The following is a 24,703-nucleotide window of genomic DNA, read 5'->3' on the forward strand; positions in this document are numbered from 1 at the left end:
GCGCCCGTGCAGGAACGTCTTTAGGCGTTACCGCGTCTCCACGATCCCGGAATAGGCCCCGCCAAGCTGCAGGGTCACCGTGATGGCGGCATCATCGCGGTTACGCCAGAACCAGCCGTGCTCTCCGGCAAAACCCGCCTCGATCCGGCCCTCGCCCTCGGTCGCACCCCGGCCCCGGTCATAATCGACGGACTGACCGTCACCATGCGCGTGCAGGTCGAAATTGATCCGTCCGCCTGTCGCACTCCAGGCATAGGTCGCGATATCGCCCGCCTGCATCACCAGCTTGATCTCCGCCGACGCGTCTGGCTCCAGCGTGAAGCTGACAACATCCGTCCACGCCTGCTCCTGCGCCTGCGCGGCCCCTGCGAACAGGCCCAACACATCCCGCAACAGGCTCGATGATGTCTCGCTCCCGTGCAAAAGCCGGTCGCGTTCGGCCTCTTCGGCCAGCTCTCGCTTGATTTCGCCCATTTCCGTCAGGCCCAGCACACGCCCGATCCCCGTGGGGTCGATCGCGCGTTCGGCGGGCAGAACCACGGTCACAAGGATCGCCACGCCGGCCACCCCTGCCAAAAGGGCCGACCGCTTCAGGCTGGCCAATGAGGGCAGCTCTTCGAGGGTGGGTTTTCTCACATTATGCATCTTGTCTCTCCCTTGTCTCAGCCATGCGCCACAAAGCCGTGCACCTGCACATAGGTCAGCCACAGCCCAAGCCCGATCATCACCACATTCGCGATGGTCGCCTGCCGCATGAAATTCGGTTGTCTGCGCCAGACCCCCATCACGATCAGGATCACCGCCAAAGCCAGCAGCTGCCCGATCTCGACCCCCACGTTGAAGGCGATCAGATTGGCCAGCAGCCCGTCCTCGGCGATCTGGTATTCAAGGATCTTCGTCGCGAGCCCCGTGCCATGGAACAGCCCGAAGATCAGCGTCGCGGCCTTGGTATCGGGCTGAACCCCGAACCACCGCTTGTAGACGCCCAGATTGTCCAGCGCCTTGTAGACGACCGACAGGCCGATGATCGCGTCGATGACATAGGCGTTGATGCCCCAGCCATACCAGACGCCCAGAAGCATCGTCACCGAATGGCCGAAAGCGAAGATGCTGACATAGATCGCCACATCCTTCATCCGGTAAAGGAAGAAAACCACCCCCAGCAGGAACAGGATGTGGTCATAGCCGGTAACCATGTGTTTGGCACCGAGATAGATGAAGGGGATGATATGCACCCCCCAGATTTCCTGGATATAGCCCGCGTCACCTGGCGTGACATTATGGGCCAGCGCCGGAACGACGCTAAAGGCGATCGCGCAAACCGCGATCAGGGTCATGACAAGCGACCGGCGCACAGCCGTATCGCCCGCATGTCGGGATGTCGAAATCATGGAACTCTCCATTTATGCGTGAACTCTTTCGGTCAGCCGCAGCACGGCGGCACCGATCACGCACGCGGAGGTCGGTCTATCCTGAAAACCCGATACGCGCCCGGGTCCGACGATCTGAACCGCCAGCCATCGCGGCTGGCCGCTTGGGTCCCGGCTGGCGCACGCGCCACCAGAACCGCCTGACTGTGATCGTGATCGGCAGCATCGTGGCTGTGACCATGCAGCAGCCGATCAAGGTCATGCTCATGTTGAATTTCGTGCGCATGACCACGTTCCTGCCCATGCCCGTGACCGTGTTCGTGCCCGTGCCCGTGACCGTGTTCGTGCCCGTGCTCGGCGATGACCTCGGGATGATTCTGAGCCGTCTCCAAAACCTCCGGCGCATGCGTGACGCTCGGCATCACAGACCACAGGATCAGTGACAGACACAGGACCGCCGCGAACGCCGTCCGACAGGCTGTTTGCGTACCAAAGGGACACAATTTTCGCCAAATTGCGCAGAGCCCGTCCCAAACCCGTGTCGGTTTCGTACGAACCCTACACATGGCGCATCCGCGCCAGAACCGCCCTTGCCGCGCGCAGCCCCGGCGCCTCACCATCGCGCCCCAGCCGTTGCATGGTCAGCTCCATCGCCGCGCGTTGCGCGCCCGGCGCCTCCATCACCTCAAGCATGCCGGGCGCGATCAACTCGGGCCGGCAGCGCTTGCCATTAAACTCCGGCACCGCCCGCGTCTCCGAGACAAGGTTGACAAGTGTCAGCGTGTCGATGGTCAGCATCTTGGAAATAATGAACCGACTCAACGGGTTGACGTCATAGGCAATGACCATTGGCGTGCCCGCCGCCGCCAGTTCCAACGACACCGTCCCCGACGCCGCCAGCGCCCAATCCGCCGCCCCGAACGCCGCCCGCTTCTCGGCCTTGGCGGTTTCGGGGTCGGTTTCGGAGGGGTCCAGGATCACCGGCCTCACCGGCCAGCCCTCGACCATCTCCCGCACCATCGGCGCCACGTTTGGCCTCGTCGGAATAACCACCGAAAGATCCGGCTTTTGCCTGATAACCCTTTGAACAACCTCACTAAATATCGGGCCAAGGCGCTGCACCTCTCCCCGGCGCGAGCCCGGCAGGATCATCCACAGCGCTCCCTCAATCCCGTGACGCTCCCTAAATCCTTGAATTTCCTCGGCATTCGCCTGACGATCACTGACCACCGGATGCCCCACAAAATCGCACGCCACCCCCGCCGCTTCCATATAGGGTGGTTCGAACGGCAAGAGCGCCAAGACCTGGTCCACGACCCGTGCCATCTTGCGCGCGCGCCCCGCGCGCCATGCCCAGACCGACGGCGCCACGTAATGCACTGTTCTTATGTCACTTTTCGCCTTGACCAGCTTGGCGACCCGCAAACAGAAATCCGGGCTGTCGATGGTGATCAGCACATCCGGCCGCGCCTCGAGCACCGCCTTGGCCGTCTGGTGCAACCGTCGCCGCAGATGCGGATATTTCGGCACGATCTCCGCCAACCCCATGACCGACAGCTCATCCATGTCAAACAGGGAAACCATCCCTTCGGCCTGCATGAGCGGGCCGCCAACCCCTTGGAACTCAACGCTTTCAAGCGATTTCAGCCCGGCCATCAGCGCAGCGCCCAGCTTGTCGCCCGACGCCTCTCCGGCGATCAGGAACACCCGCATCACAGCACCCGTGACGATAGAAAAAGCCCTGCCTTTTCAACAGCCTGCACGGTCTTTTCCCGCTCGAGGATCATCACCCTGCCGGCCTCTACCACAAGCCCCGCAAGCCCGGCATCGGCCACCGCCTCTATGGTCTTCGGTCCGATCACCGGCATATCGACCCGCAGGTCCTGCCCCCGCTTGGCGGCCTTGACGTAAACGCCCCTGACGCCCCGGCGCAACGCCTCTGGTGTGGCTGCCACGAATCCCAGCAAGGCATCGGTCCCCTGCACCGTCTCGATCCCCAGGCACTGTCCCCCGGCCACCACACAGCCCTGCCCCACATCCAGCGGTGACAAGGCCATCAGGATATCCCATGCGCGCCCGGCATCCATCAGATCGGTCTCGGACATCTCGGCGCCGACGCAAAGCCCCTCTTCAGCGGTCAGCCCCGGCACCAGCTCATGCGCGCCCATCACGGCAAAGCCCTGTTCTTCGAAAATCGCGATCACTTCTCTGAGCAGCGCGTCATCGCCGCCCTGCATCGCCACCATCAGCCGCGGGGCAAGGCCCAACATCACCGGATCGAAATCCGCAGGGTTCAGCGGCGGGCGCGAAAGCGATCCGGCAAAGACCACACGGTCCACGCCCTGCGCCTTCAACCCGTCAAAGACAGCGCCCATCTTCTCGAAGCGATGCATATTAACATCGCCCCGCAACTCATTGGGAACGCCTTGAAAACCCATCTTCAGCGCATCGGGCTGCGCCTCGGCGATCCGCACCGGAAGGCCCCCACTGCACGCCAGGATCGCCAGACGTCCCGTCATGTTCAGCCCGCGCCCGGTGTCAGGAACGACCGGTCGCTCGCCCCTGTCACGAATTCGACGATCTGGCGCACATAGTCGCTTTCGGTCTCGTCCCCAAGGCGCCGGGCGCGATCCTGAAACGCGCCTTCGCCCTGGGCCAGCATCTGAAACGCCGCCCTCAGCGCGGTGATATCCGCGCGCGGCACGCCGCGCCGCTTGAGCCCCACAAGATTCAGACCATCCAATTCACCGCGCGGCGCCTGCACCAGACCGTAAGGGATCACGTCATTGGTCACCATCGTGACCGCCCCGATGATCGCGCCCTGACCGATGCGCACGAACTGATGCACACCCGACAGGCCGCCGATGATGACATCGTCCTCCAACACGCAATGCCCGGCAAGGGCCGCGTTGTTCACGATGATGACCCGGTTGCCCAGATGCACGTCATGCGCCACGTGACAGCCTGCCATGAACAGCCCGTCATCGCCCACGCGGGTTTCCCCGCCACCGCCTTCGGTGCCGGTATTCATCGTCACATGCTCGCGAATACGGTTGCGCGCGCCGATCACCAACCGTGTCCGTTCGCCCTTGAATTTCAGGTCTTGCGGCACCTCCCCGATGCAGGCGAAGGGGAAAATCACCGTATCCTCGCCGATCACCGTGTCACCGGCCACCACGACATGCGATTTCAGCACGACGCGATCACCAAGCCGGACATCCGGGCCGACATGGCAAAACGGCCCTACATGACAGCCGGTCCCCAAAACCGCGCCCTCTTCGACAAGCGCGGTCGGGTGAATGAAGGTTTCCGCCAGTTGCGGCATCGGAGTCACTCCTTGGGCAAATCCATCATGGCGGTGAATTCGGCCTCGGCGACGACCTCACCCTCGACCTCGGCCACGCCGGCGAATTTCCACACCTTGCCGCCGGGCTTGCCGCGCAGCGTAGTCAGCTTCAACTCGAGCACATCTCCCGGCACGACCATCCGGCGGAATTTGCAATTGTCGATCGCCATGAAATAGACCAGCAGATCGCGACCTTCCATGCCCATGGCAGTCCCGACCATCACGGCCGCCGTCTGGGCCATCGCCTCGACGATGGTGACTCCCGGCATGATCGGCTTGCCGGGGAAATGCCCCTGGAAATGCGGCTCGTTGATCGTGACGTTCTTGATCCCGCGCGCCGACGTGCAGCCATCGATATCGACCACCTTGTCAATCAGCAGAAACGGATAGCGGTGCGGGATAAGCGCTTGGATCAGCTGGATATCCGCGGATTTCAGCGGCTCGGTCATGATGCGTTCCTTCGATGTGCAGGCTTGCCATGTCCCTAGCAACTCAACCTGTCATGGGCAAGCGGCCAGAGCGCGGCAGGGTCACTGGGCGCCAGAAGATGTGTCATCCGGCGCAGCTTGCGGTCCTCTCATCAGCTCAGGTGGCATTGTGTCGCCGATCGTCTCATCCACCCTCGAAATCGCAAGGGCGGTGATATCCACCGCATCGACACTGAGCAGCGTCGCGCGACTGTCAAGGATCACGGCGGCATCGGCATCGCGCATGATCTCGATCAGGATCGGCTCGACAATGCGCATGAAGGTCACAGGCGCCTGTGACCGGCTGCGCTCCAGGTCGCGCACGCGGCGTTCGCTATCCTCACGGATTTGCTGCACTTTCTGGTCGAAACTGTCCGCCATGCGGCGAAACTCTTCCGGGCTGGTCTCGGCGCGCAATTCCGTCAGCGCCTTCTCTTCGCTTTCAAGCTGCTGTTCGAGATCCCGGTTCAGCGCGATCAGCGCGTCTCTCTCGGTCTGCAATTCATCGGTCATACGCTGACCCAGCCGGGTCTCGGCAAAGAGCAGATCGGGGTTGACCACCAGCACATCGCTTTGCACCACGCCGATGGATTGCGCCGAAGCCTGCACCCCGGCCAGCATCGTGATCCCCAACCCGACAGAAACCGCCACTCTCCTGAGAAATGCCAGACCCGTCATCCGAGGGCTCAGAACTCCGTCCGGACAGTCAGGTCGAATGTCTGCTCGATATCGCCCGGCTCTTTTTCAAGCGCCGTGGACCAGTTCAGCCGCAGCGGACCGAAAGGCGATGCCCAGAACATCGACACACCGACCACATGACGCGGCTTGAAGCCCTTGGAGCGGATCAGGCCCGTGGCATTGCGCGTATCCAGACCCCAGATGCTCCCCACGTCATAGAAGGCACCCCCGGAAATCCCGTATTCTTCCGGCAAGCCCAAGGGGAATTCAGCTTCGAACTTGGCCACCGCGTAGAAGTCGCCACCCAGATGCTCCGTCCCTTCGATCGGCCCCATGCCATTCGGCTCGAAGCCGCGCATCACTTGCGAGCTGAAGCGATCCACCGCACGGCTGGTGCCCTTCTGGAAATCGAGCGCCCCACCTTCCAGCGTCGCCCGCAGGGTAACTTCCTCGTTCAGAACCATGGTCTGAGCGATGATGCGGGCATTGGTCTTGATGAATTCCGTATCCCCGCCAAGCCCGGCGAATTCCTGCCCGAAGGACAACAGCACGCCCGAATTCGGATCAAGCCCGCCCCGGCGCGTGTCATAGGTGTATTCATAGCCGATGCCGCTTGACCACAGGCCTTTCTGTGCCACCTCCGACCGCAGTACGCTCGAGAAACCACGGTAATCGGTCATCTCGTCATAGCTTGCATCATAGTACAGCGACAGACGACCGTTTTCACTCACCGGGAAGGTCAGGCTGGGCCGGAAAATGCCCGTCGTCGTGTTGAACAGGCTGAAATCACTGTCGGATTCGATCAGCGCAAAGTCCAACCCGAACGCCACATCGCGGCCAAGGAAGGCAGGCTCGACAAAGCTGATATTGTAATTGGCGTTGTTTTCCGCCGCGGCGACCTGAGCGGTCAGCTCCTGACCGCGCCCCATGAAGTTGCGTTCGCTGAAGCCCACGCTGATGCCAAGACCGCTATTGGTCGAATAGCTGCCGCCGAAGCTGAGCGAGCCTGTCGTGGTTTCCTCGACATTGACATCCACGACCACCTGATCGGGCCGCGAGCCTTCGCGCGCATCCACTTCGACATCCGAGAAATACCGCAGCGCGCGAATACGCTCTGCCGCTTCGCGGATCTGGCGCGGATTGAACGGATCACCCTCGACCACATCGAACTGACGCCGGATCACCTGATCCACCGTTGTCGTGTTGCCCTCGATGTCGATCCGCTCCACAAAGACCCTCGGACCACGCACCAGCGCAAACTCGACGTCCAGCGTCAGGTCCCTGTCATTGCGCGAGATTCGCGGCTCCACCCGCAGGAAATCCACACCCTCCTTGATCGCCAGACGCTCCATCCGCGAGATCGCGTTTTCCACGCGGGTGGGCGAATAGACCATGCCGGGTCTGACCTTGAGCACCGCCTGATAGACATCGGGATCGACTTCCGGCAGATCGCTGATGGTGGTGATCTCACCAAAGGTGAATTGCTGGCCTTCCTGAATGTTGAACGTCACGAAATAGGCGTCACGCTCCCGCGCCAATTCAGCGTTCGTGCCGGTGACGCGAAAATCCACATAGCCGCGCGACTGGTAGAAATCCGTCAGCACCTGCCTGTCGAACTCGATCCGGTCCTCGACAAAGGTATCCCGTTCGATCAGCGCGCGCAGCAGACCGGCTTGCTTGCTGTCGATCACGCGCCGCAGGCGGCGATCGGAAAACGCCTTGTTGCCGACAAAACTGATGCGCTGCACTTCGATCTTGCCGCCTTCGAAAATCTCGAACACGAGGTCGACACGATTATCGCTGCGGCGGATCACCTTGGGCGACACCCGCGCCGACAAGCGCCCGTTCTGCGCATAGGCTTCGGTGAGGGTTGCTGCGTCCCGCTCAGCCTGTGTCGGGCTGAAGACCTGTCGCACCCGGCTTTGGACAAAGCCCTCGAGATCCTCATCCTTCAGCCTGCGGTTCCCCTCGAAGGCGATGCGGTTGATGGTCGGGTATTCGACGACACTGATGAAAAGCCGGTTGCCGCGCGGCTCGATCGTCACGCTTTCGAACAACCCGGACGCAAGGATTTTCTGATAGGCATCGTTCAATTCGGCTGCGGACACCGTTTGCCCCCGCTCGATCCCCGCATAGCTGAGAATCGTGCCGGCCTCGACCCGCTGGTTGCCTTCGATCTCGACGGTGCTGAACCGATAGGACTGCGCCGAGGCCATTTCTCCATACGCCAGAACGGCGAATGTCACCATGACAAGGCCAAAGGCCCGGAGGGTCTTAACGAGGCTTGGCGAAATACCCCCGCTGAAGACGCGGCGCTGGTGCTTTATTTCCATGTCGTAATATCCGGTCCAACATCCCTATCATAGATGTCAGTATCCGGTCTGGAAAGGCTTGTCAAAACTGGGAGAGCAAGATTGCCGGACAAATTTCACGCGCCGCTGTCCAGACGCGGCGCAACCGTCACAGCGAGCCGATGAACCCACCTGCCAGCAACGCCACCGCGATGGTCGTCAGATACAGAATCCGATCCCAATTCAGATTGAACAGAAGGCTGAGCCCCCGATATCCGCGTTTGATGTGTTGCATGGTCTTGGTCCTGCCAGGTCTTGTGAGCCATGGATGCAGACCCATTATGGCGGCGGCTGGGACAGGATTTCGGCATTTTCAAGGCGCCGCAGACCGTGCCGCGACGCCCCTTGTCGTGATCATGACCCTGATGATCGCGCCGAAGATCAGCAGAAGATATCGTTATAAAGCGCAAAGGCCATCAGGCTCAGGATGAGCGTCAGGCCCAAGGTCATCAGGATGCGCAGCGCCCGGTCACTCGGCGGTTTGCCCGACACGGCCTCATAGGCGTAAAACGCCAGATGCCCGCCATCCAGAACCGGGATCGGAAACAGGTTCAGCAATCCGACCGCGGTGGACAACACGGCGATGAACCAGATGAAGCTCTGCGCGCCCTGACTGGCCATCGCGCCCGACACTTCGGCAATCCCGATAGGCCCCGACATGTTGCAACTGCTGATCGCCCCGGTGATCATGTGATACAGGCCGGACATCGAGCCCTCGATGATGTCCCAGACCTGCACCGCACCGCGCTGCACCGCCTCGACGGGGCCAAGCCGTTCGGTCGCGGGATCAAAGGCCAACGCCCCCGCGATCCCGATGCGCCATTGCGTCTCGAACCCGCCATCGGGTTGCGGCTCGTCCACGCGCCGCGGCTCGAGCGTGAAATCGAGCGTCGCGCCGTCCCGCCAGACCTGAAGCGCCAAGGGCCGCCCGTTCGAGGTCTCGACCACCTCCTTGAGTTCGGAAAACGCATGAATCGGCGTGCCGTCCACGGCGATGATCACATCGCCCGGACGCATGTTGATCTCGAAGGCGGCGGATTGCGGGGCAAGCTGCGCCACGAGGGGCGGCAGCGGATAGGGGCCTTGAACGGTCACCTCCTGACCATCGCGCAGCACCACGTAATCCAGCAGCGGCTCGGTCGGCAACTGATCCATGAACGGATCGAACACATCCGGGTTGCCGAAATCGGGCACATCGATTCCCGCCACGTTGAGCAGCGCATCTCCCGGCTGCAGGGTGATGCCCTCGACCGGCAGCGGCTTCAACTCTCCCACCGCCAAAGGCTCGGCCACCTTGCCTTGGGTCATCATGATCGTGGCGAAGACCAGAATGGACAGCACGAAATTGAACACCGGCCCCGCGGCCACCGTCGCCGTGCGCGCCCATAATGGCGCGCCATGCATGGTCTGCCGCAGCTCTTCCGGACTCATCTGCCTCACCGCGCCCTCGGCCGTGGCGCTCGCGGCATCCGCATCGCCCCGAAACTTCACGAAGCCCCCGAACGGCAGCAGCGCCAACTGCCAGCGCGTGCCGTGCTTGTCCACCCGCGACCAGATGACCGGCCCGAACCCGATCGAGAACACATCCGCCTTGATGCCCGACCAGCGACCGACGATGTAATGGCCGTATTCATGCACCGCGACGATCGCCGACAAGGCGACCACGAAAGCCAGAATTGTCATGAAGAGGCCGCCGAATTGCGGCAAAAACGCTACGCTGTCCAAGATCGCTGTCCTATCTGCTCTGCTTTTGCGCCACCTCGTCGGCGCATACCCGTGAGAGGTGGTCCAGATGCATCACGGTATCAAGGGTGATCTCGGCATCAATAAGGCCTTTATCCGCCGACAGACGGGTCAGAACCTCTTCCACGATGGCGCTCATCGCCAGAAATCCGATGCGGCCCGCGATGAAATGATCCAGCGCGCGTTCCTTGGCGCCGTTGAACACCGCCCCGCTCAACCCGCGCGCCCGCATCACCTCGCGCGCCAGTCGCAAGGCGGGATAGCGCGCCGTGTCGGGCGCGCGAAACGTCAACTGTCCCGTTGCGGCCAGATCCAGCACCTCGACCGGCAGCTCGCGCCGCTCGGGCCAGTTCAGCGCATAGCCGATGGCATGGCGCATATCTGGCGGGCCGACATGGGCCATGAGCCCGCCATCGCAAAAGCCGACAAGCGCGTGGACAAGGGATTCGGGATGCACCAGCACCTCGATCTTGTCCGGGTCCAGTGCGAAGAATTCCCGCGCCTCGATCATCTCGAGCGCCTTGTTGAACATCGACGCCGAGTCGATCGTGATCCGCTGCCCCATATCCCAGTTGGGATGGGTCGACGCCTCTTCGATCGTGGCCCCCGCCAGCCGTTCCATCGGCCAGTCGCGGAACGCGCCGCCGCTCGCGGTGATGATGACACGGCGCACGGCCTCCATATCCTCGCCCACAAGCGCCTGAAAAATCGCCGAATGCTCGCTGTCCACCGGCAGGATGCGCGCGCCCTTCCGGGCCGCTGTCGCCATCAGAAGCGGGCCCGCCGCCACCAGCGATTCCTTGTTGGCCAGCGCCAGTGTCGCGCCCTGCTCAAGCGCTGTCAGCCCCGGAGGCAGCCCCGCCGCCCCCACGATCGCCGACATCACCCAATCCGCAGGCCGGGCCGCCGCCTCGATCAGCGCCTGTGCGCCCGATGCGGCCTCGATCCCCGATCCCGCGAGCGCCGCGCGCAGATCGTCCAGCAAGTCGTCATGCGCCGTGACCGCAAGGCTTGCTCGGAACTCCCTCGCATCGGCCGCCAACTGCGCGATATTGCGCCCGCCGGTCAGCGCCACCACCTCGAACTCCTGCGGCGCACGACGGATCAGGTCCAGCGTGTTCTGCCCGATGGACCCTGTGGCCCCAAGGATCGTCACCCGCTTCATGTCAGCCCCGGCATCACGCCGGCCATCCACAAGATCATCACCATCATCGCAGCGCCAAGCATCGCATCGAACCTGTCAAGCACACCCCCATGCCCCGGAATGAGGTGAGAGCTGTCCTTCACCCCGGTCCGCCGCTTCACTGCACTTTCCGCGATGTCGCCCATCTGCCCGGCGAAGCCCACCAGCATCGAGATCACGACAAGCCCCGCCCCGGCCCCGAGCGGCTCGGAAAAGATCAAGCCGACGATCCCCGCCCCGGCCCAACCCGCAAGCGTGCCGGACCAGGTTTTCTTGGGGCTGAAACGCGGCCAGAATTTCGGCCCGCCCAGGATGCGGCCCGCGAAATAGCCCGCCACATCCGACACCACCACCACCAGCACCAGCCACGCGATCCAGCCAAGGCCAGCCGCATCCAGCAAAACGCCGAAACCATAACAGCCCAGCAGAACCCACAGCACGAACACGGCATAAACCCCGCCCTCGCGCCCCGCCTGCGTGGCCCCCACCAGCGCCGCCGCCGCCAGCGCCGGCAGCACGACCATCCCCGGCAGCAGCAACGCAAGCGCCAGCGCCACGGCCGACAAAAGCCCGAGCGCGACAGGCCCCTTGGCGACGAGCATGCGCGCGGCCTCCCACGTCATTAGACCGGCCAGCGCACAGATCATGCCCTTGAAGATCCAGCCCCCCGACCACAGCGCCACCGCACCCGCCACAGCCATCGCCAGCCCCGACAAAAGCCGCGGCGCAAGGTCGGACCAGCGGGCCGATGAACTCATCCGATGACGGCGCCGAAACGCCGCTCGCGCGCGCCATAGCTCCGGAGCACGTCGGTAAAGATGTCCTTGGTGAAATCCGGCCAGAGCGTATCGACGAATTCATATTCCGAATAGGCCGATTGCCACAGCAGGAAGTTTGAGATCCGCGCCTCGCCGCTGGTGCGGATGACCAGATCGGGATCCGGCAGAACGCAGGTATCCAGGTACTTGGGCAGGGTTTCCTCATCCACGGCATCCGGGTCCAACCGGCCAAGCGCCACATCCTGGGCCAGCCGCTTGGTGGCCCGTGCCACCTCGTCGCGCCCGCCGTAATTCAGCGCGATGGTCAGGTTGAGACGGGTGCAATGGCTTGTCATCGTCTCGGCCTCATCCATCAGGTCCTGCAAGGACCGATCCAGCCGCCGACGATCCCCGATGAACCGCACCCGCACGTTTTCCTTCACGAATTCCTGCATTTCCTTGATGATATACCGCCGGAACAGCGCCATCAGCCCGGAAACCTCGGTCTGGGTGCGCTTCCAGTTCTCGGTAGAAAAGGCAAAGATCGTCAGGTAATCCACGCCCAGTTCCGGGCAGGCGCTGACGATGTCGCGCACGCGCCGGGCGCCTGCGTGATGCCCGAAAAGGCGCGGCCTCCCGCGCGCCTGCGCCCATCTGCCATTGCCATCCATGATGATCGCCACATGGCGCGGTCCACCGGTCGGGGGGCTGTTCCTCGCCATGTCGCAATCCTTCATCGTCACACCTGCATGATCTCGGCTTGCTTGGTCTCAAGCGCCTCGTCGACCTGGGCGATAAACTTGTTGGTCAGGTCCTGCACCTCGGTTTCCCAGAACTTCTGGTCATCCTCGGACATGCCATCGGCCTTGGCCTTCTTGATCTGGTCCATGCCGTCGCGGCGCACGTTGCGCACGGCGACGCGGGCATGCTCGGCATATTGGGCCGCGACCTTTGTCAGCTCCTTGCGGCGCTCCTCGTTCAATTCGGGGATCGGCAGCATGATGATCGTTCCGTTGAGCTGTGGGTTGATCCCCAGCCCGCTTTCGCGGATCGCCTTTTCCACCTTCCCGACCAGCGCCTTGTCCCAGACATTGATCGTCACCATACGCGACTCGGGCACATTGACCGTGCCGACCTGATTGACCGGGGTGCGTTGCCCATAGGCATCGACCATCACCGGCTCTAGGATCGACGCCGACGCGCGCCCCGTGCGCAACGAGGCGAATTCCGTCTTCAACGCCCCCATGGCGCCCTCCATGCGCCGTTGCAGATCATCCGTGTCCAGTTCGAACTCTTCCGCCATGTTCCTCGGTTCCTTCTTGCGGCATTCGCCTCTTTGTTGGTCTCTTTTGCCTCAGCCATGCACAGTTGTATAGGTGCCGTGGCCCGCAAGGATGCCCTTGAAGCCGCCCGGCTCGTCCAGACTGAAGACGATGATCGGCAGGTTGTTGTCGCGCGCAAGCGCAATCGCGCTGGCGTCCATCACCTGCAGATGCTGGGCCAGCACATCGTCATAGCTGATCCTGTCATAGCGCTTGGCATCAGGGTTGGTCATCGGATCCTTGTCGTAAACGCCATCCACCTTGGTGCCCTTGAAAATCGCCTCGCAAGCCATCTCGTTGGCGCGCAGCGTGGCCGCGGTGTCGGTCGTGAAATAAGGATTGCCCGTGCCCGCCGCAAAGATGCAGACGCGCTTTTTCTCAAGATGGCGGACAGCACGCCGCCGGATATACGGCTCGGCCACCTCGTCCATCCGAATGGCCGAGATCACCCGGCAATAAACCCCCATCTTCTCGAGCGAGCTTTGCATCGCCAGCGCGTTCATCACCGTGGCCAGCATCCCCATGTAATCCGCGGTGGTGCGCTCCATCCCCTGCGCCGAGCCTTGCAGCCCGCGAAAGATGTTGCCGCCGCCGATCACCATGCAGATCTCGACGCCCAGATCGTGCACCGACTTGACCTCGCGGGCGATCCTCTCGACCGTCGGAGGATGCAGCCCATAGCCCTGATCGCCCATCAGCGCCTCGCCGGATATTTTCAGAAGAACGCGCTGGAATCTGGTTTCGGGCGGGGCAGTGTCTGACATGGGCGGATCTCCGTGCGGCCTTCTGATTGTGCGCAAAATGTCGGAAAACCCGCCGGTGTTCAATGACCGAAACCCGTTCCCGGCAGGATAAACGCCGATGGCTCTCGAAATGGGCGCCGATTTCGCATATCTGACGCCCCGATGACGCAGCTGCCCCACATATCGCCCGATCGCCCCGTGCTGATCGCCGGTCCAACCGCCAGCGGCAAGTCGGCGCTGGCCCTGCGCATCGCCCGCGATCAGGGCGGCGTGATCGTCAATGCCGACGCCATCCAGGTCTATGACAACTGGCGCGTGCTCACCGCGCGCCCCTCGCCCGAGGACGAGGCCGCAGCCCCCCACCGGCTCTATGGCCATGTGCCGCGGGACCGGGACTATTCCGTGGGCCACTGGCTGCGCGATCTGGCGCCGCTTCTGCGCGATGGCCCCCGCCCGATCATCATCGGCGGCACCGGGCTCTATTTCACGGCCCTCACCGAAGGTCTGGCGCAGATCCCTCCGACCCCGCCCGCGATCCGCGCGCTGGCCAATGACCTTATGGCCCGCGAGGGCTGCGCCGCCCTTCTGGCCGATCTCGACCCCGCCACCCGCGACCGGATCGACACCCGCAACCCGATGCGGGTCCAACGCGCCTGGGAGGTGCAACGCGCCACCGGTCGCGGCCTTGCCGACTGGCAGGACGACACGCCACCGCCGCTCCTGCCCCTCGATCACTGCACCGCCCTCCTGGTCGAGGCGGACAAGGACTGGCTCACGCCCCGGATCGAACGGCGCTTCGACGCCATGCTGCGCGCCGGCGCTCTGGACGAGGCGCGCGCCAATCTTGCGGGCTGGCAACCCGATCTGCCCTCGTCGCGCGCAATCGGCGCGCCCGAACTGATCGCCCATCTGCGCGGAGACACCAGCCTAGACGCCGCCCGCGAGGCCGCAACCATCGCAACCCGCCAATTCGCCAAGCGACAACGCACATGGTTTCGTGCCCGGATGTCCGGCTGGCACAGGATTGCCGCGCCAGACTTGTGAATTATCAACAATTTTTATTAACAAGGTCAGGATAATGGGCATATAGTGACGAAATTTCGTCAATCGGGGCTGTCCGGCCATGCAACGTCAACCGCACATCATGACGCTGGCCCAATGGGCCGGTCCCGCCCGCTGGAAAGCCGAACTCCCCCACAGCCACGACACACATAGCATCCTGTGGATCACCCGTGGTCAGGGGCGCTGCCTGCTCGATGGCATCCGCCGCGGCGTCGGGGTGCATAACGCCGTCATCATTCCCGCAGGCACGCTCTTTTCCACGGATCTGGCCCGGCTGGGCTTCGGACTTGTCTGCGCGATCCCCCCGAGCGAGGCCGTGCCGATGCCCGACAGCGCACAGCTTCTGCGGCTGCGCGATGTCCATGCACAGTCGGAACTGACGACGATCCTTGAAACCATGCAGCGCGAAGACAAGGCACAACGCCCCTTCTCGGACGAGGCGATGCGCGCCCATGCCGTTCTGCTCGGGGTCTGGCTCCGGCGCAGCATGATCGAGCAAGACCCCGATCCCGTCCGCCCCCCTGCCGCCGAGCGGCTGGTCCGTGCCTATGCCGCCCTGATCGAACGGGACCACGCGACCGGCAAGCCGATGGCCGATTTTGCCCGTGCGCTTGGCGTGACACCCACCCATCTGACCCGCACCTGTCGGCAATGCGCGGGCATGAGCGCCTCTCAGCTTCTCACGCAACGCATCCTGCACGCCGCGCGCAGCCTGCTGGAACACTCGGATCATCCGTTCAACCGCATCGCCGCAATGCTGGGCTTTCGCAGCGCCGCTTATTTCTCGCGTTTCATGCTGCATCATACCGGACAGACGCCCACCCAACTGCGCCGGGAGTCGCATGGCGCGCCGATGCCGCAAGCCGGCGAACGCGGTTTTGGTTGAACTCGCAGCGCACCGGATGTGTAATGGAACTGCGAGTCCTGATTTGCACCTCATAAACGCGCCCGCACCCGATTGCCTGTCTCCCCACGCCAACCGAAAGCGAATTTCAGCACATGCCTTCACGCCCCTGCCGCCCCGCCTCTTTCCATCCCGCCGCCCGGCCCCTCGCCCGCGCGCTACAGGAAGGACGCATCGACCGGCGCGAGTTTCTGACCCGTGCCACCGGCCTTGGCGTCGGGGCGGCGGCGGCTTTCGCGCTTGGCGGTTTGCCAACCCCTGCCCCGGCCCAGACCGCGATCGCTCAGGGCGGCACGCTGCGCATCCAGCAAAACGTCAAGGCCCTGCGCGATCCACGCAGCTATGACTGGAGCGAGATGGGCAACCAGACCCGGGGCTTTCTGGAGTATCTGGTGGAATACAATGCCGATGGCACGTTTCGCGGCCTTCTGCTCGAGACATGGCAGGTCAACGAAGACGCCACCCGCTACGTGCTCAACCTGCGCCCCGGCATCACCTGGAACAATGGCGATCGTTTCACCTCGGCGGATGTCGCGCATAATCTGGCGCGCTGGTGCGACAGCACCGCGCCGCGCAACGGAATGGCCAGCCGCTTTCCCGGCCTGATCGACCCCGCCACCGGCCAGCTGCGCGACGGCGCCGTGGGCACGCCCGACGATCTGACCGTGACGTTGCAGCTGTCGGCCCCCGACATCACCGTGATCGCCAATATGTCGGATTATCCCGCCGCCCTCGTGCATTCCTCCTATGATGGCGGCGATCCCTTCATGCATGGCATCGGCACCGGTCCCTTCCGGCCTGTCAGCCTCGAGGTCGGCAAAAGCTGCGTGCTCGAACGCGATCCCGCGCATCAGTGGTGGGGCACCGAGGTTTTCGGCGGACCCTATCTGGACCGCATCGAATTCATCGATTACGGCACCGACCCTTCGAAATGGGTCGAAGCCGCGCGCAACGGGGAAATCGACCTGCTCTATGAAAGCGTTGGCGATTTCATCGACATCATGGACGCCATCGGCTGGACCCGCACCCGCACCGAAAGCGCCTCCACCGCCGTGATCCGCGCCAATGCCCGCGCCGAGATCGACGGCGCCACCCCCTATGCCGACGCCGCCGTGCGGCGGGCGATGGCGCTGGCCGTCGACAACGAGATCTGCCTCGAGCTGGGTCATGCCGGGCGCGGCACCGTCGCCGCCAATGATCATGTCAGCCCCCTGCATCCTGCCCATGCCGATCTTGGCCCCGCCCCCTATGATCCCGATCAGGCGCTGGCCGATATCCGCGCGGCGGGGCTTGGCGATTTCGAGCATACGCTGGTCACGCTCGATGACGAATGGCAGCGCAATACCGGCGATGCGGTGGCAGCACAGCTCAATGATGCCGGGATTCCCGTGCGCCGCGTGATCCTTCCCGGCGCCGAGTTCTGGGACAACTGGAAGGAATTTCCCTTCTCGCTCACCTTATGGAACCACCGCCCCCTTGGCATCCAGATCCTGAACCTGGCCTATCGCTCGGACGCCGCGTGGAACGAAAGCGGCTATGCCAACCCGGCCTTCGATGCGCTTCTGGATCAGGCCATGTCGCTCACCGATGCCGACGCCCGCCGCGAGGTGATGCGCGGCATCCAGACCATGATGCGCGACGACGGCGTGATCATTCAGCCCTATTGGCGCGCGCTCTATAATCACCACAACGGCACGCTGGTGAACGCCGAGAAACACCCGGCCAACGAAATCCATCTCTACAAGATCGGCTTTTCGGCGTAACCCGTCCGGGCCGCCGCGGCTCAGCCGTTGCCCCAGATGATCCGCACGTAGTTGCGCGTTTCCTTGAACGGGGGAACGCCACCGTATTTCTGCACCGCCCCCGGACCCGCATTATACGCCGCCAGCGCCAGCGGCCACGACCGGAAGGTGCGATACTGCTCGGCCAGATACCGCGCACCCCCATCGAGGTTCTCGTAAGGATCATGCGGATTGACCCGCAACAGACGCGCCGTCCCCGGCATCAGCTGCGCCAGTCCGATCGCGCCCTTGTGCGACAGCGCCTTGGGGTTCCAGCCCGATTCCTGCTGCACAAGCCGCAAGAACAGATCGACCGGCACATCGTGCCGCCGTGCCGCATCCTTGGCCATATCCAGGTAAGGCCCGCGATACGCGCCGCCAAAGCCCGGTCCCGGCTCGATTCCCCATTTGGTCGGCGTATGAAACGTCTGGGGCTGCAAGCGCACCGAATTGTTGTATTGCTGCTTGGCGCGGGTATCCAGAACCTTGGTCTGCGACTTGAACACCATGGCCCGGTTCTTGCTGGACAGCACATCCGCATGGCCAATGAGCGGCATCAGAATGCCGCACGACATCACCGCAACCATAAGATACCGCATGCGCGCTCTGCCCCCCGGCCTGTTTCGCTTCGGCGCAATATACGCGAATCCTTCATGAATTCCAGTTGCCTGCAGCCGCCTGCGTCGTTTTTCCCGACCAGCCATGCGAATTTTCGGCAAAATTTACCTTTCCTTCATCCCCATGCGATGGTGTAACGCTGCGCATAGACGCAAGCGACAGTTCCAAGGAGGTCCGCCATGGCCGGCTCAGTCAACAAGGTAATTCTCATCGGCAATCTGGGCCGCGATCCCGAAGTGCGCACCTTCCAGAACGGTGGCAAGGTCTGCAACCTGCGCATCGCCACCTCCGAAAACTGGAAAGATCGCACCACCGGCGAACGCCGCGAGCGCACCGAATGGCACACCGTGGCGATCTTCAACGAAGCTCTCGTCCGTCTGGCCGAACAATATCTTCGCAAAGGCTCCAAGGTCTATATCGAGGGCAAGCTCGAAACCCGCAAATGGCAGGACCAGTCCGGACAGGACCGCTACAGCACCGAAGTCGTGCTGCGCCCCTATGCCGGTGAAATGACCTTCCTCGATGGCCGCAGCGATGCGGGCGGCGGCGGTGGCGGCGGCTCTTATGGCGGCGGTCAGGACAGCGGCGATTACGGCGGCGGCTATGGCGGCTATGACAACGATCCGGGCCGCGGCGGCCCGCAGGGCGAGCCGGCCCGTGGCCCATCGCGCGATATCGACGACGAAATCCCGTTCTGATCTTGCCGCATCGCAGCATTTCGGGGCCACCTTCCGGGGTGGCCCTTTTGCTTATGCACACTCACAACCCTGCCGCGCGGCGCTTTTGCCTCTTTCTTTTCTGCCCCACAGCCTATAGGGCGCAGGGAAACTTCCCCGGGATCGGACCAAAATGGACCTGCGCAACATCGCAATCATCGCTCACGTCGACCATGGCAAGACCACGCTTGTCGACGAACTTCTCAAGCAATCCGGCGCCTTCCGCGCCAATCAGGCCGTGGACGAACGCGCCATGGACTCCAACGACCTGGAGCGTGAGCGGGGCATCACCATCCTCGCCAAGGCCACCAGCGTCGAATGGAAGACCACGCGCATCAACATCGTCGACACCCCCGGCCACGCCGATTTCGGCGGCGAGGTGGAGCGTATCCTCAGTATGGTCGATGGCGTCGTTCTGCTGGTCGATGCCGCCGAAGGCCCGATGCCGCAGACCAAATTCGTCACCTCCAAGGCGCTTGCCCTCGGCCTGCGCCCGATCGTGGTTCTCAACAAGGTCGACAAGCCCGATGCCGAACCCGACCGTGCGCTCGATGAATGCTTCGATCTCTTCGCCAATCTCGACGCGAACGAAGATCAGCTGGATTTCCCGCATCTCTACGCCTCGGGCCGCGCAGGCTGGGCCGATACCGAACTGACCGGACCGCGCAAGGATCTCTCGGCGCTGTTCGACCTGATCGTGAATCACGTCCCCGCCCCGCGCCAGATCAAGCACGTGAACGACGATTTCCGCATGCTCGCCACCACCCTCAGCGCCGACCCCTTCGTGGGCCGCATCCTGACGGGCCGGGTCGAGACCGGCCGCCTCAAGGTGGGCCAGACGGTGCAGGCCATCAGCCGCGTGGGCCAGAAGATCGAACAATTCCGCGTCACCCGCATTCAGGCATTCCGCGGCCTTGGCCAGCAGGACATCGACGAGGCGACAGCCGGAGATATCGTCAGCCTCGCAGGCATGCAGAAAGCCACCGTCGCCGACACGATCTGCGCGCTCGCCGTGGACGAACCGCTCGAGGCACAGCCGATCGATCCGCCGACCATCTCGGTCACCTTCGGGATCAACGACAGCCCCCTCGCGGGCCGTGACGGCAAGAAGGTGCAATCGCGCGTGATCCGCGAACGCCTGATGAAAGAGGCCGAATCGAATGTCGCCATCAAGGTCACCGACACCCCCGGCGGCGAAGCCTTCGAGGTTGCGGGCCGTGGCGAATTGCAGATGGGCGTTTTGATCGAGAACATGCGCCGCGAAGGCTTCGAGCTGTCGATCTCGCGCCCGCAAGTGCTGCTGCGCAAGGATGCCGACGGCAACACGCTCGAACCCATCGAAGAAGTCACCATCGACGTGGATGACGATTACTCGGGTGCCGTGATCGAAAAGATCACCGGCGCGCGCAAGGGCGACCTCGTTGAAATGCGCCCCGGTGGCGCCGGCAAGACGCGCATCATCGCCCATGTCCCCTCGCGCGGGCTCATCGGCTATCAGGGCGAGTTTCTGACCGATACGCGCGGCACCGGCGTGCTCAACCGCGTCTTCCACAGCTGGGCGCCCCACAAGGGCCCGATCCCCGGCCGCCGTGCCGGTGTGCTGATCTCCATGGAAGACGGCGAGTCGGTCGCCTATGCGCTCTGGAACCTCGAAGATCGGGGTCGCATGTTCATCGGCGCTCAGGCCAAGGTCTATCAGGGCATGATCATCGGCGAGCACAGCCGCGAAAACGATCTCGAGGTGAACCCCCTCAAGGGCAAGAAACTCACCAACGTGCGCGCCTCGGGCACCGACGAGGCCGTGCGCCTCACCACGCCGATCACCATGAGCCTCGAAGAGGCCATCGCCTATATCGATGACGATGAACTGGTCGAGGTCACCCCCAACGCGATCCGCCTGCGCAAGCGGCATCTCGATCCGCATGAGCGCAAGCGCGCGTCGAAATCCTCCTGAGGCGCACAGCCCTCAGGGCGCGGTCTCGATCCGGCCCACCACCTCCAGCCCGCCGCGCCCGTCGCGGCGGGTGACGATGATCTCGCCCGAACTAGGGCCAACCCCGGTCAGAGCGCTGATATTCACGAAATGCCCCACCAGCAGCACGCGCGCACCCTGCGGCAGCGCGTCGATCATTTCTTGCGTGCGGGCCGTTTGCGCCGCCCGGTCACCGCGCCCCTGAAAGAACGAATTGAGCGGCGGTTGCTCGACCACCTCCCCGATCTCCAGCAACTCCGCGGTCTCGCGCGCCCGGCACCACTGGCTTGTCCAGATGTGATCGAAACTCACCCCCGCCGCCCGCATCGCCTCGCCTGCACGCCGGGCCTGATCGCGCCCCCGTGCATCCAGATTGCGCTGCGTGCTGCAATCGCCGATCTCGAAATTGGCCGGATCCCCCGTGCCCGGCGCCAGCGCATGCCGCATCAGCGCCACGACTCCGGGCTGCTTGAGCATCGACATATCCTGCGCCATTGCCCCCAAGGGCAGGCAAAGCATCGCAACTAAAAGCAAAAACCGCATCGCGCGCCTCCTCTATCCGCTGAAAGCAGATAGCGCGCACCCGGCGGCTGGCCAGTGCCTATTCGGTGGTCTCGACGATCAGCAATTCGCGCTCGGACGCGCCGCGCGCATGGCTCAGCGCCTCCTGGTATTCGGGGCTGTGGTAACAGGCCTCCGCCGCCTCGATCGACGGAAAGCGCGCCACGACATTGCGCGCGCGCTCCTTGCCCTCAAGCTGCACATAGCGCCCGCCACGGGCGATGAACTGCCCGCCATGCTGCGCAATCGCAGGCCCGGCAAGCTCGGCATATCGGCCATAGGCCTCCGCGTCGGTCACCGTCACATGCGCAATCCAGAGTGCTGGCATCGCTTATCCCTCCAATATCTGTTCTGCGGCCTTGATCGCCGCCTCGGCATTGCCCGCATCGGGGCCACCGCCCTGCGCCATATCGGGCCGCCCGCCGCCACCCTTGCCACCCAGAACCGGCACGGCCGCCCGCACCAGATCCACCGCCGACACCCGGCCAGTCAGATCCTGCGTGACACCCGCTGCCACCGCAGCCTTGCCATCGGCGTCCGCAATCAGCAGCACCGCGCCCGATCCCATCCGCGCCTTGTGCTCGTCGATGATCGCCGGCAGATCCTTGCCCGACACGCCGCGCAGCACCTGCGCCAAGAACGGCACGCCGCCGATCTCGCGCACCTCAGGGCCATCGCCCTGCCCCGCGCCGCCCGCCATCGCCAGCTCGCGGCGCAGCTGCGCCACTTCATTGGCCAGCTGCTTGCGCTCATCCATCAGCGCCTTGACCCGTGTCACCACGTCGTCGGGCCGCGCCTTCAACTCGGCGGCCAGCGCATCCACCCGATGCGCCTGCGCACTCAGATACTGCCGCGCCGCCTCTCCGGTCAGCGCCTCGATCCGGCGCACACCCGCACTCGACGCCTGATCGCCGGTCACCACGAACACCCCGATATCCCCGGTCTGGCGCACATGGGTGCCGCCACATAATTCGATCGAATAGGTCCGCCCGTCCGAGCCCTTGCCCGACCCGTCCAGCTTGCCCATCGACACGACGCGCACCTCGTCGCCGTATTTCTCACCGAACAGCGCCTGCGCCCCAAGCGCGCGCGCATCATCCGGCGTCATGATCCGCGTATCAACGGCTGCGTTCTGGCGGATGAAGCCATTCACATCCGCCTCCACCCGCTCCAATTCCTCCGCGCTCAAGGCCTTGGCATGGCTGAAATCGAACCGCAGCCGGTCCGGCGCGTTCAACGATCCGCGCTGTGCCACGTGATCGCCAAGCGCCTCGCGCAGCGCCTCATGCAGCAGATGCGTCGCCGAATGGTTGGCCCGGATCGCTGCGCGCCGCGCGTGATCGACCTCCAGCTGCGCGGCCTCGCCGGCCGCAATCCGCCCCTCGGTCACCTCGGCCACATGCAGGAAGACGCCCGCCACCTTGCGCGTGTCGGTGATCCGTGCTGCCCCGCCTTCGGTGCGCAACACCCCCGTATCGCCCACCTGGCCACCGGATTCGGCATAAAACGGCGTCTGGTTCAGAACGATCTGCACCTCTTCGCCCTGTGACGCGGCCTCGATCCGCTGCGCATCGCGCACAAGGGCCGTGATCTGCCCCTCGGCGCGCTCCGTGTCATAGCCCAGGAAATCCGTGGTGCCCTTGTCCTCGGCGATATCGTACCAGATCGTCGCATCCGCCGCCTCGCCCGAGCCGGACCATGCCGCGCGCGCCTTGGCTTTCTGCTCGGACATCGCCGCATCGAACCCCGCCACATCGACAGACCGACCCTTTTCGCGCAACGCATCCTGCGTCAGGTCAAGCGGGAAACCGAACGTATCGTATAGCTTGAACGCGGTCTCTCCCGGCAGCGGCGCATCGCTGGCCAGCTTGTCCAACTCGTCATCCAGAAGCCGCAACCCGCGATCCAGCGTTTGCCGGAACCGCGTCTCCTCCAGTTTCAGCGTCTCCTCGATCAGCGCCTGCGCGCGCCCCAGTTCCGGATAGGCCTGCCCCATCTGCGCAACAAGGCTCGGCACCAGCCGGTGCATCACCGGATCGCCCGCGCCCAGCTGATGCGCATGGCGCATCGCGCGGCGCATGATCCGCCGCAGCACATAGCCCCGCCCCTCGTTCGACGGCATCACCCCATCCGCGATCAGGAACGAGGTCGACCGCAGGTGATCCGCGATCACCCGGTGATGAACGTTGCCCGGCCCATCTGGCGCGCCGTCGGTGATATTGGCGCTGGCCTCGATCAGCGCGCGCAGCAGATCGGTGTCGTAATTGTCATGCTTGCCCTGCAACAGCGCACCGATCCGTTCCAGCCCCATGCCGGTGTCGATCGACTGCATGTCCAGATCGCGCTGCGTGCCATCCTCGAACCGCTCGTTCTGCATGAAGACGAGGTTCCAGATCTCGATGAACCGGTCGCCATCCTCTTCCGGGCTGCCCGGCGGACCGCCCCAGATTTCGGGACCGTGGTCATAGAAAATTTCCGTGCACGGCCCGCACGGCCCGGTCGCGCCCATCGACCAGAAATTGTCATCCGTTGCGATCCGGATGATCCGCTCTTCCGGCAGGCCCGCATATTTCTTCCAGATATCCGCCGCCTCGTCATCGGTGTGATAGACCGTGACCAGCAGCTTGGATTTGTCGATGCCGAAATCCTTGGTCAGCAGGTCCCAGGCATAGGGGATCGCCTGTTCCTTGAAGTAATCGCCGAAGCTGAAATTGCCCAGCATCTCGAAGAACGTGTGGTGCCGCGCGGTATACCCCACATTGTCCAGATCGTTGTGCTTGCCGCCTGCGCGCACGCATTTCTGACTGGTCGCCGCCCGACTGTAATCGCGATGTTCGACCCCGGTGAAAAGGTTCTTGAACTGCACCATCCCCGAATTGGTGAACATCAGGGTCGGATCGTTGCGCGGGACTAGCGGCGAGCTGTCGACGATCTGGTGATCGTTCTTTTCGAAAAAATTCAGAAAGGTCGAGCGGATGTCGTTGAGCGTGGGCATCTGTGTCTCTTTATCCGGAGCGGTCTGGGCTTGCGTTCGTGCAGGTTTATCCAGCACCGTTGCCGGTGTCCACCGCAAGAAAGCGCCCGCTCAACCGCAGAAAAGACCCGGCGCAAATCTGCGCGCGGGCCTT

At 63.7% G+C, this 24,703-nt stretch carries 25 protein-coding genes; 6 read left to right on the forward strand and 19 right to left on the reverse strand.

Annotated features, from left to right (window positions below; translation table 11 throughout):
• Window positions 1–27: 27 nt before the first annotated feature.
• Together F3H35_RS11915 and F3H35_RS11920 are read right to left on the reverse strand one after the other, a co-directional pair.
• Window positions 28–645, reverse strand: a complete 618-nt coding sequence (locus F3H35_RS11915; RefSeq protein WP_149779801.1) for a transmembrane anchor protein — start codon at window positions 643–645, stop codon at window positions 28–30.
• Between the two features lie 17 nt (window positions 646–662).
• The gene (locus tag F3H35_RS11920) at window positions 663–1,337 is read right to left on the reverse strand and encodes a HupE/UreJ family protein (RefSeq protein WP_449619070.1); all 675 of its coding nucleotides are present in this window, start codon (window positions 1,335–1,337) and stop codon (window positions 663–665) included.
• Between the two features lie 197 nt (window positions 1,338–1,534).
• On the opposite strand from F3H35_RS11920, the gene F3H35_RS11925 reads away from it, so the two are divergent.
• On the forward strand, window positions 1,535–1,813 hold the full coding sequence (locus F3H35_RS11925) for a hypothetical protein (RefSeq protein WP_149779803.1): 279 nt from the start codon (window positions 1,535–1,537) through the stop codon (window positions 1,811–1,813).
• A gap of 115 nt (window positions 1,814–1,928) precedes the next feature.
• On the opposite strand, the gene lpxB is transcribed toward F3H35_RS11925, so the two are convergent.
• The 13 genes from lpxB to pyrH form a co-directional block, all read right to left on the reverse strand.
• Entirely contained in the window at window positions 1,929–3,083 is a 1,155-nt protein-coding gene (gene lpxB / locus F3H35_RS11930) for a lipid-A-disaccharide synthase (RefSeq protein WP_149779804.1), read from the reverse strand.
• Window positions 3,083–3,889 carry an LpxI family protein gene (locus F3H35_RS11935; protein WP_149779805.1) on the reverse strand — a complete coding sequence of 269 codons (807 nt, stop codon included), beginning with the start codon at window positions 3,887–3,889 and terminating at the stop codon, window positions 3,083–3,085. The genes lpxB and F3H35_RS11935 overlap by 1 nt, the downstream gene beginning before the upstream one ends.
• Before the next feature lie 2 nt (window positions 3,890–3,891).
• A complete protein-coding gene (lpxA, locus tag F3H35_RS11940; RefSeq protein WP_149779806.1) occupies window positions 3,892–4,695 on the reverse strand; it encodes an acyl-ACP--UDP-N-acetylglucosamine O-acyltransferase in 804 nt (267 codons plus the stop codon).
• 5 nt (window positions 4,696–4,700) lie between these two features.
• Entirely contained in the window at window positions 4,701–5,165 is a 465-nt protein-coding gene (fabZ, locus tag F3H35_RS11945; RefSeq protein WP_149779807.1) for a 3-hydroxyacyl-ACP dehydratase FabZ, read from the reverse strand.
• An 81-nt stretch (window positions 5,166–5,246) separates the two neighbouring features.
• Window positions 5,247–5,861: an OmpH family outer membrane protein gene (locus F3H35_RS11950; protein ID WP_223228395.1), complete on the reverse strand. Its 615-nt coding sequence runs from the start codon at window positions 5,859–5,861 to the stop codon at window positions 5,247–5,249.
• A gap of 8 nt (window positions 5,862–5,869) precedes the next feature.
• Window positions 5,870–8,194 (reverse strand): outer membrane protein assembly factor BamA, encoded by a 2,325-nt coding sequence (gene bamA, locus F3H35_RS11955; protein WP_149779808.1) that lies wholly within the window; start codon window positions 8,192–8,194, stop codon window positions 5,870–5,872.
• A gap of 127 nt (window positions 8,195–8,321) precedes the next feature.
• The gene (locus F3H35_RS19140; protein WP_262975131.1) at window positions 8,322–8,447 is read right to left on the reverse strand and encodes a hypothetical protein; all 126 of its coding nucleotides are present in this window, start codon (window positions 8,445–8,447) and stop codon (window positions 8,322–8,324) included.
• Window positions 8,448–8,593: 146 nt separating this feature from the next.
• Window positions 8,594–9,937: an RIP metalloprotease RseP gene (gene rseP, locus F3H35_RS11960; RefSeq protein ID WP_149779809.1), complete on the reverse strand. Its 1,344-nt coding sequence runs from the start codon at window positions 9,935–9,937 to the stop codon at window positions 8,594–8,596.
• Window positions 9,938–9,947: 10 nt separating this feature from the next.
• Window positions 9,948–11,120, reverse strand: coding sequence for a 1-deoxy-D-xylulose-5-phosphate reductoisomerase (gene dxr, locus F3H35_RS11965; RefSeq protein WP_149779810.1), 1,173 nt, complete (start codon window positions 11,118–11,120; stop codon window positions 9,948–9,950).
• On the reverse strand, window positions 11,117–11,896 hold the full coding sequence (locus tag F3H35_RS11970) for a phosphatidate cytidylyltransferase (protein ID WP_149779811.1): 780 nt from the start codon (window positions 11,894–11,896) through the stop codon (window positions 11,117–11,119). Before F3H35_RS11970 ends, dxr begins: the two co-directional genes overlap by 4 nt.
• The gene (locus tag F3H35_RS11975) at window positions 11,893–12,618 is read right to left on the reverse strand and encodes an isoprenyl transferase (protein ID WP_149779812.1); all 726 of its coding nucleotides are present in this window, start codon (window positions 12,616–12,618) and stop codon (window positions 11,893–11,895) included. Before F3H35_RS11975 ends, F3H35_RS11970 begins: the two co-directional genes overlap by 4 nt.
• A 17-nt stretch (window positions 12,619–12,635) precedes the next feature.
• Window positions 12,636–13,199: a ribosome recycling factor gene (gene frr, locus F3H35_RS11980; protein ID WP_149779813.1), complete on the reverse strand. Its 564-nt coding sequence runs from the start codon at window positions 13,197–13,199 to the stop codon at window positions 12,636–12,638.
• A gap of 51 nt (window positions 13,200–13,250) precedes the next feature.
• Window positions 13,251–13,982: a UMP kinase gene (pyrH, locus tag F3H35_RS11985; RefSeq protein ID WP_149779814.1), complete on the reverse strand. Its 732-nt coding sequence runs from the start codon at window positions 13,980–13,982 to the stop codon at window positions 13,251–13,253.
• A 141-nt stretch (window positions 13,983–14,123) separates the two neighbouring features.
• On the opposite strand from pyrH, the gene miaA reads away from it, so the two are divergent.
• The 3 genes from miaA (at window position 14,124) to F3H35_RS12000 (ending at window position 17,690) form a co-directional block, all read left to right on the forward strand.
• Entirely contained in the window at window positions 14,124–15,005 is an 882-nt protein-coding gene (gene miaA / locus F3H35_RS11990; protein ID WP_149779815.1) for a tRNA (adenosine(37)-N6)-dimethylallyltransferase MiaA, read from the forward strand.
• A gap of 79 nt (window positions 15,006–15,084) precedes the next feature.
• Window positions 15,085–15,909, forward strand: a complete 825-nt coding sequence (locus F3H35_RS11995) for an AraC family transcriptional regulator (RefSeq protein ID WP_223228396.1) — start codon at window positions 15,085–15,087, stop codon at window positions 15,907–15,909.
• Window positions 15,910–16,022: 113 nt separating this feature from the next.
• Window positions 16,023–17,690: an ABC transporter substrate-binding protein gene (locus F3H35_RS12000; protein ID WP_149779816.1), complete on the forward strand. Its 1,668-nt coding sequence runs from the start codon at window positions 16,023–16,025 to the stop codon at window positions 17,688–17,690.
• Between the two features lie 20 nt (window positions 17,691–17,710).
• Here the strand turns inward: F3H35_RS12000 and F3H35_RS12005 are convergent, their stop codons facing one another.
• Window positions 17,711–18,307 carry a lytic transglycosylase domain-containing protein gene (locus F3H35_RS12005; RefSeq protein WP_149779817.1) on the reverse strand — a complete coding sequence of 199 codons (597 nt, stop codon included), beginning with the start codon at window positions 18,305–18,307 and terminating at the stop codon, window positions 17,711–17,713.
• A 198-nt stretch (window positions 18,308–18,505) separates the two neighbouring features.
• On the opposite strand from F3H35_RS12005, the gene ssb reads away from it, so the two are divergent.
• Together ssb and typA are read left to right on the forward strand one after the other, a co-directional pair.
• A complete protein-coding gene (gene ssb / locus F3H35_RS12010) occupies window positions 18,506–19,024 on the forward strand; it encodes a single-stranded DNA-binding protein (protein ID WP_149779818.1) in 519 nt (172 codons plus the stop codon).
• Between the two features lie 151 nt (window positions 19,025–19,175).
• Window positions 19,176–20,996, forward strand: coding sequence for a translational GTPase TypA (typA, locus tag F3H35_RS12015; protein ID WP_149779819.1), 1,821 nt, complete (start codon window positions 19,176–19,178; stop codon window positions 20,994–20,996).
• 12 nt (window positions 20,997–21,008) lie between these two features.
• Here the strand turns inward: typA and F3H35_RS12020 are convergent, their stop codons facing one another.
• From F3H35_RS12020 to alaS, 3 genes are read right to left on the reverse strand one after another with little or no spacing between them, the layout of a single operon-like run.
• On the reverse strand, window positions 21,009–21,557 hold the full coding sequence (locus F3H35_RS12020) for a histidine phosphatase family protein (RefSeq protein WP_149779820.1): 549 nt from the start codon (window positions 21,555–21,557) through the stop codon (window positions 21,009–21,011).
• Between the two features lie 58 nt (window positions 21,558–21,615).
• Entirely contained in the window at window positions 21,616–21,903 is a 288-nt protein-coding gene (locus F3H35_RS12025) for a DUF1330 domain-containing protein (RefSeq protein WP_007815998.1), read from the reverse strand.
• Between the two features lie 3 nt (window positions 21,904–21,906).
• Complete coding sequence (gene alaS, locus F3H35_RS12030; RefSeq protein WP_149779821.1) at window positions 21,907–24,570, reverse strand: alanine--tRNA ligase; 2,664 nt, start codon at window positions 24,568–24,570, stop codon at window positions 21,907–21,909.
• Window positions 24,571–24,703: the final 133 nt, after the last annotated feature.

Source organism: Roseovarius litoreus (assembly GCF_900142765.1).
Taxonomy (GTDB): Bacteria; Pseudomonadota; Alphaproteobacteria; order Rhodobacterales; family Rhodobacteraceae; genus Roseovarius; species Roseovarius litoreus.

Bases quoted from the DNA above. Each gene is read 5' to 3' on its own strand.
- F3H35_RS11950 (WP_223228395.1), bottom strand. From the start codon at position 5,861: ATGACGGGTCTGGCATTTCTCAGGAGAGTGGCGGTTTCTGTCGGGTTG.
- F3H35_RS11920 (WP_449619070.1), bottom strand. From the start codon at position 1,337: ATGACCCTGATCGCGGTTTGCGCGATCGCCTTTAGCGTCGTTCCGGCG.
- F3H35_RS11975 (WP_149779812.1), bottom strand. From the start codon at position 12,618: ATGGCGAGGAACAGCCCCCCGACCGGTGGACCGCGCCATGTGGCGATC.
- F3H35_RS19140 (WP_262975131.1), bottom strand. From the start codon at position 8,447: ATGCAACACATCAAACGCGGATATCGGGGGCTCAGCCTTCTGTTCAAT.
- F3H35_RS11995 (WP_223228396.1), top strand. From the start codon at position 15,085: ATGCAACGTCAACCGCACATCATGACGCTGGCCCAATGGGCCGGTCCC.
- lpxA (WP_149779806.1), bottom strand. From the start codon at position 4,695: ATGCCGCAACTGGCGGAAACCTTCATTCACCCGACCGCGCTTGTCGAA.
- lpxB (WP_149779804.1), bottom strand. From the start codon at position 3,083: ATGCGGGTGTTCCTGATCGCCGGAGAGGCGTCGGGCGACAAGCTGGGC.
- ssb (WP_149779818.1), top strand. From the start codon at position 18,506: ATGGCCGGCTCAGTCAACAAGGTAATTCTCATCGGCAATCTGGGCCGC.
- miaA (WP_149779815.1), top strand. From the start codon at position 14,124: ATGACGCAGCTGCCCCACATATCGCCCGATCGCCCCGTGCTGATCGCC.
- F3H35_RS11935 (WP_149779805.1), bottom strand. From the start codon at position 3,889: ATGACGGGACGTCTGGCGATCCTGGCGTGCAGTGGGGGCCTTCCGGTG.
- typA (WP_149779819.1), top strand. From the start codon at position 19,176: ATGGACCTGCGCAACATCGCAATCATCGCTCACGTCGACCATGGCAAG.
- dxr (WP_149779810.1), bottom strand. From the start codon at position 11,120: ATGAAGCGGGTGACGATCCTTGGGGCCACAGGGTCCATCGGGCAGAAC.
- F3H35_RS12020 (WP_149779820.1), bottom strand. From the start codon at position 21,557: ATGCGGTTTTTGCTTTTAGTTGCGATGCTTTGCCTGCCCTTGGGGGCA.
- bamA (WP_149779808.1), bottom strand. From the start codon at position 8,194: ATGGAAATAAAGCACCAGCGCCGCGTCTTCAGCGGGGGTATTTCGCCA.
- pyrH (WP_149779814.1), bottom strand. From the start codon at position 13,982: ATGTCAGACACTGCCCCGCCCGAAACCAGATTCCAGCGCGTTCTTCTG.
- F3H35_RS12005 (WP_149779817.1), bottom strand. From the start codon at position 18,307: ATGCGGTATCTTATGGTTGCGGTGATGTCGTGCGGCATTCTGATGCCG.
- F3H35_RS11970 (WP_149779811.1), bottom strand. From the start codon at position 11,896: ATGAGTTCATCGGCCCGCTGGTCCGACCTTGCGCCGCGGCTTTTGTCG.
- fabZ (WP_149779807.1), bottom strand. From the start codon at position 5,165: ATGACCGAGCCGCTGAAATCCGCGGATATCCAGCTGATCCAAGCGCTT.
- frr (WP_149779813.1), bottom strand. From the start codon at position 13,199: ATGGCGGAAGAGTTCGAACTGGACACGGATGATCTGCAACGGCGCATG.
- alaS (WP_149779821.1), bottom strand. From the start codon at position 24,570: ATGCCCACGCTCAACGACATCCGCTCGACCTTTCTGAATTTTTTCGAA.
- F3H35_RS11915 (WP_149779801.1), bottom strand. From the start codon at position 645: ATGCATAATGTGAGAAAACCCACCCTCGAAGAGCTGCCCTCATTGGCC.
- F3H35_RS12000 (WP_149779816.1), top strand. From the start codon at position 16,023: ATGCCTTCACGCCCCTGCCGCCCCGCCTCTTTCCATCCCGCCGCCCGG.
- F3H35_RS12025 (WP_007815998.1), bottom strand. From the start codon at position 21,903: ATGCCAGCACTCTGGATTGCGCATGTGACGGTGACCGACGCGGAGGCC.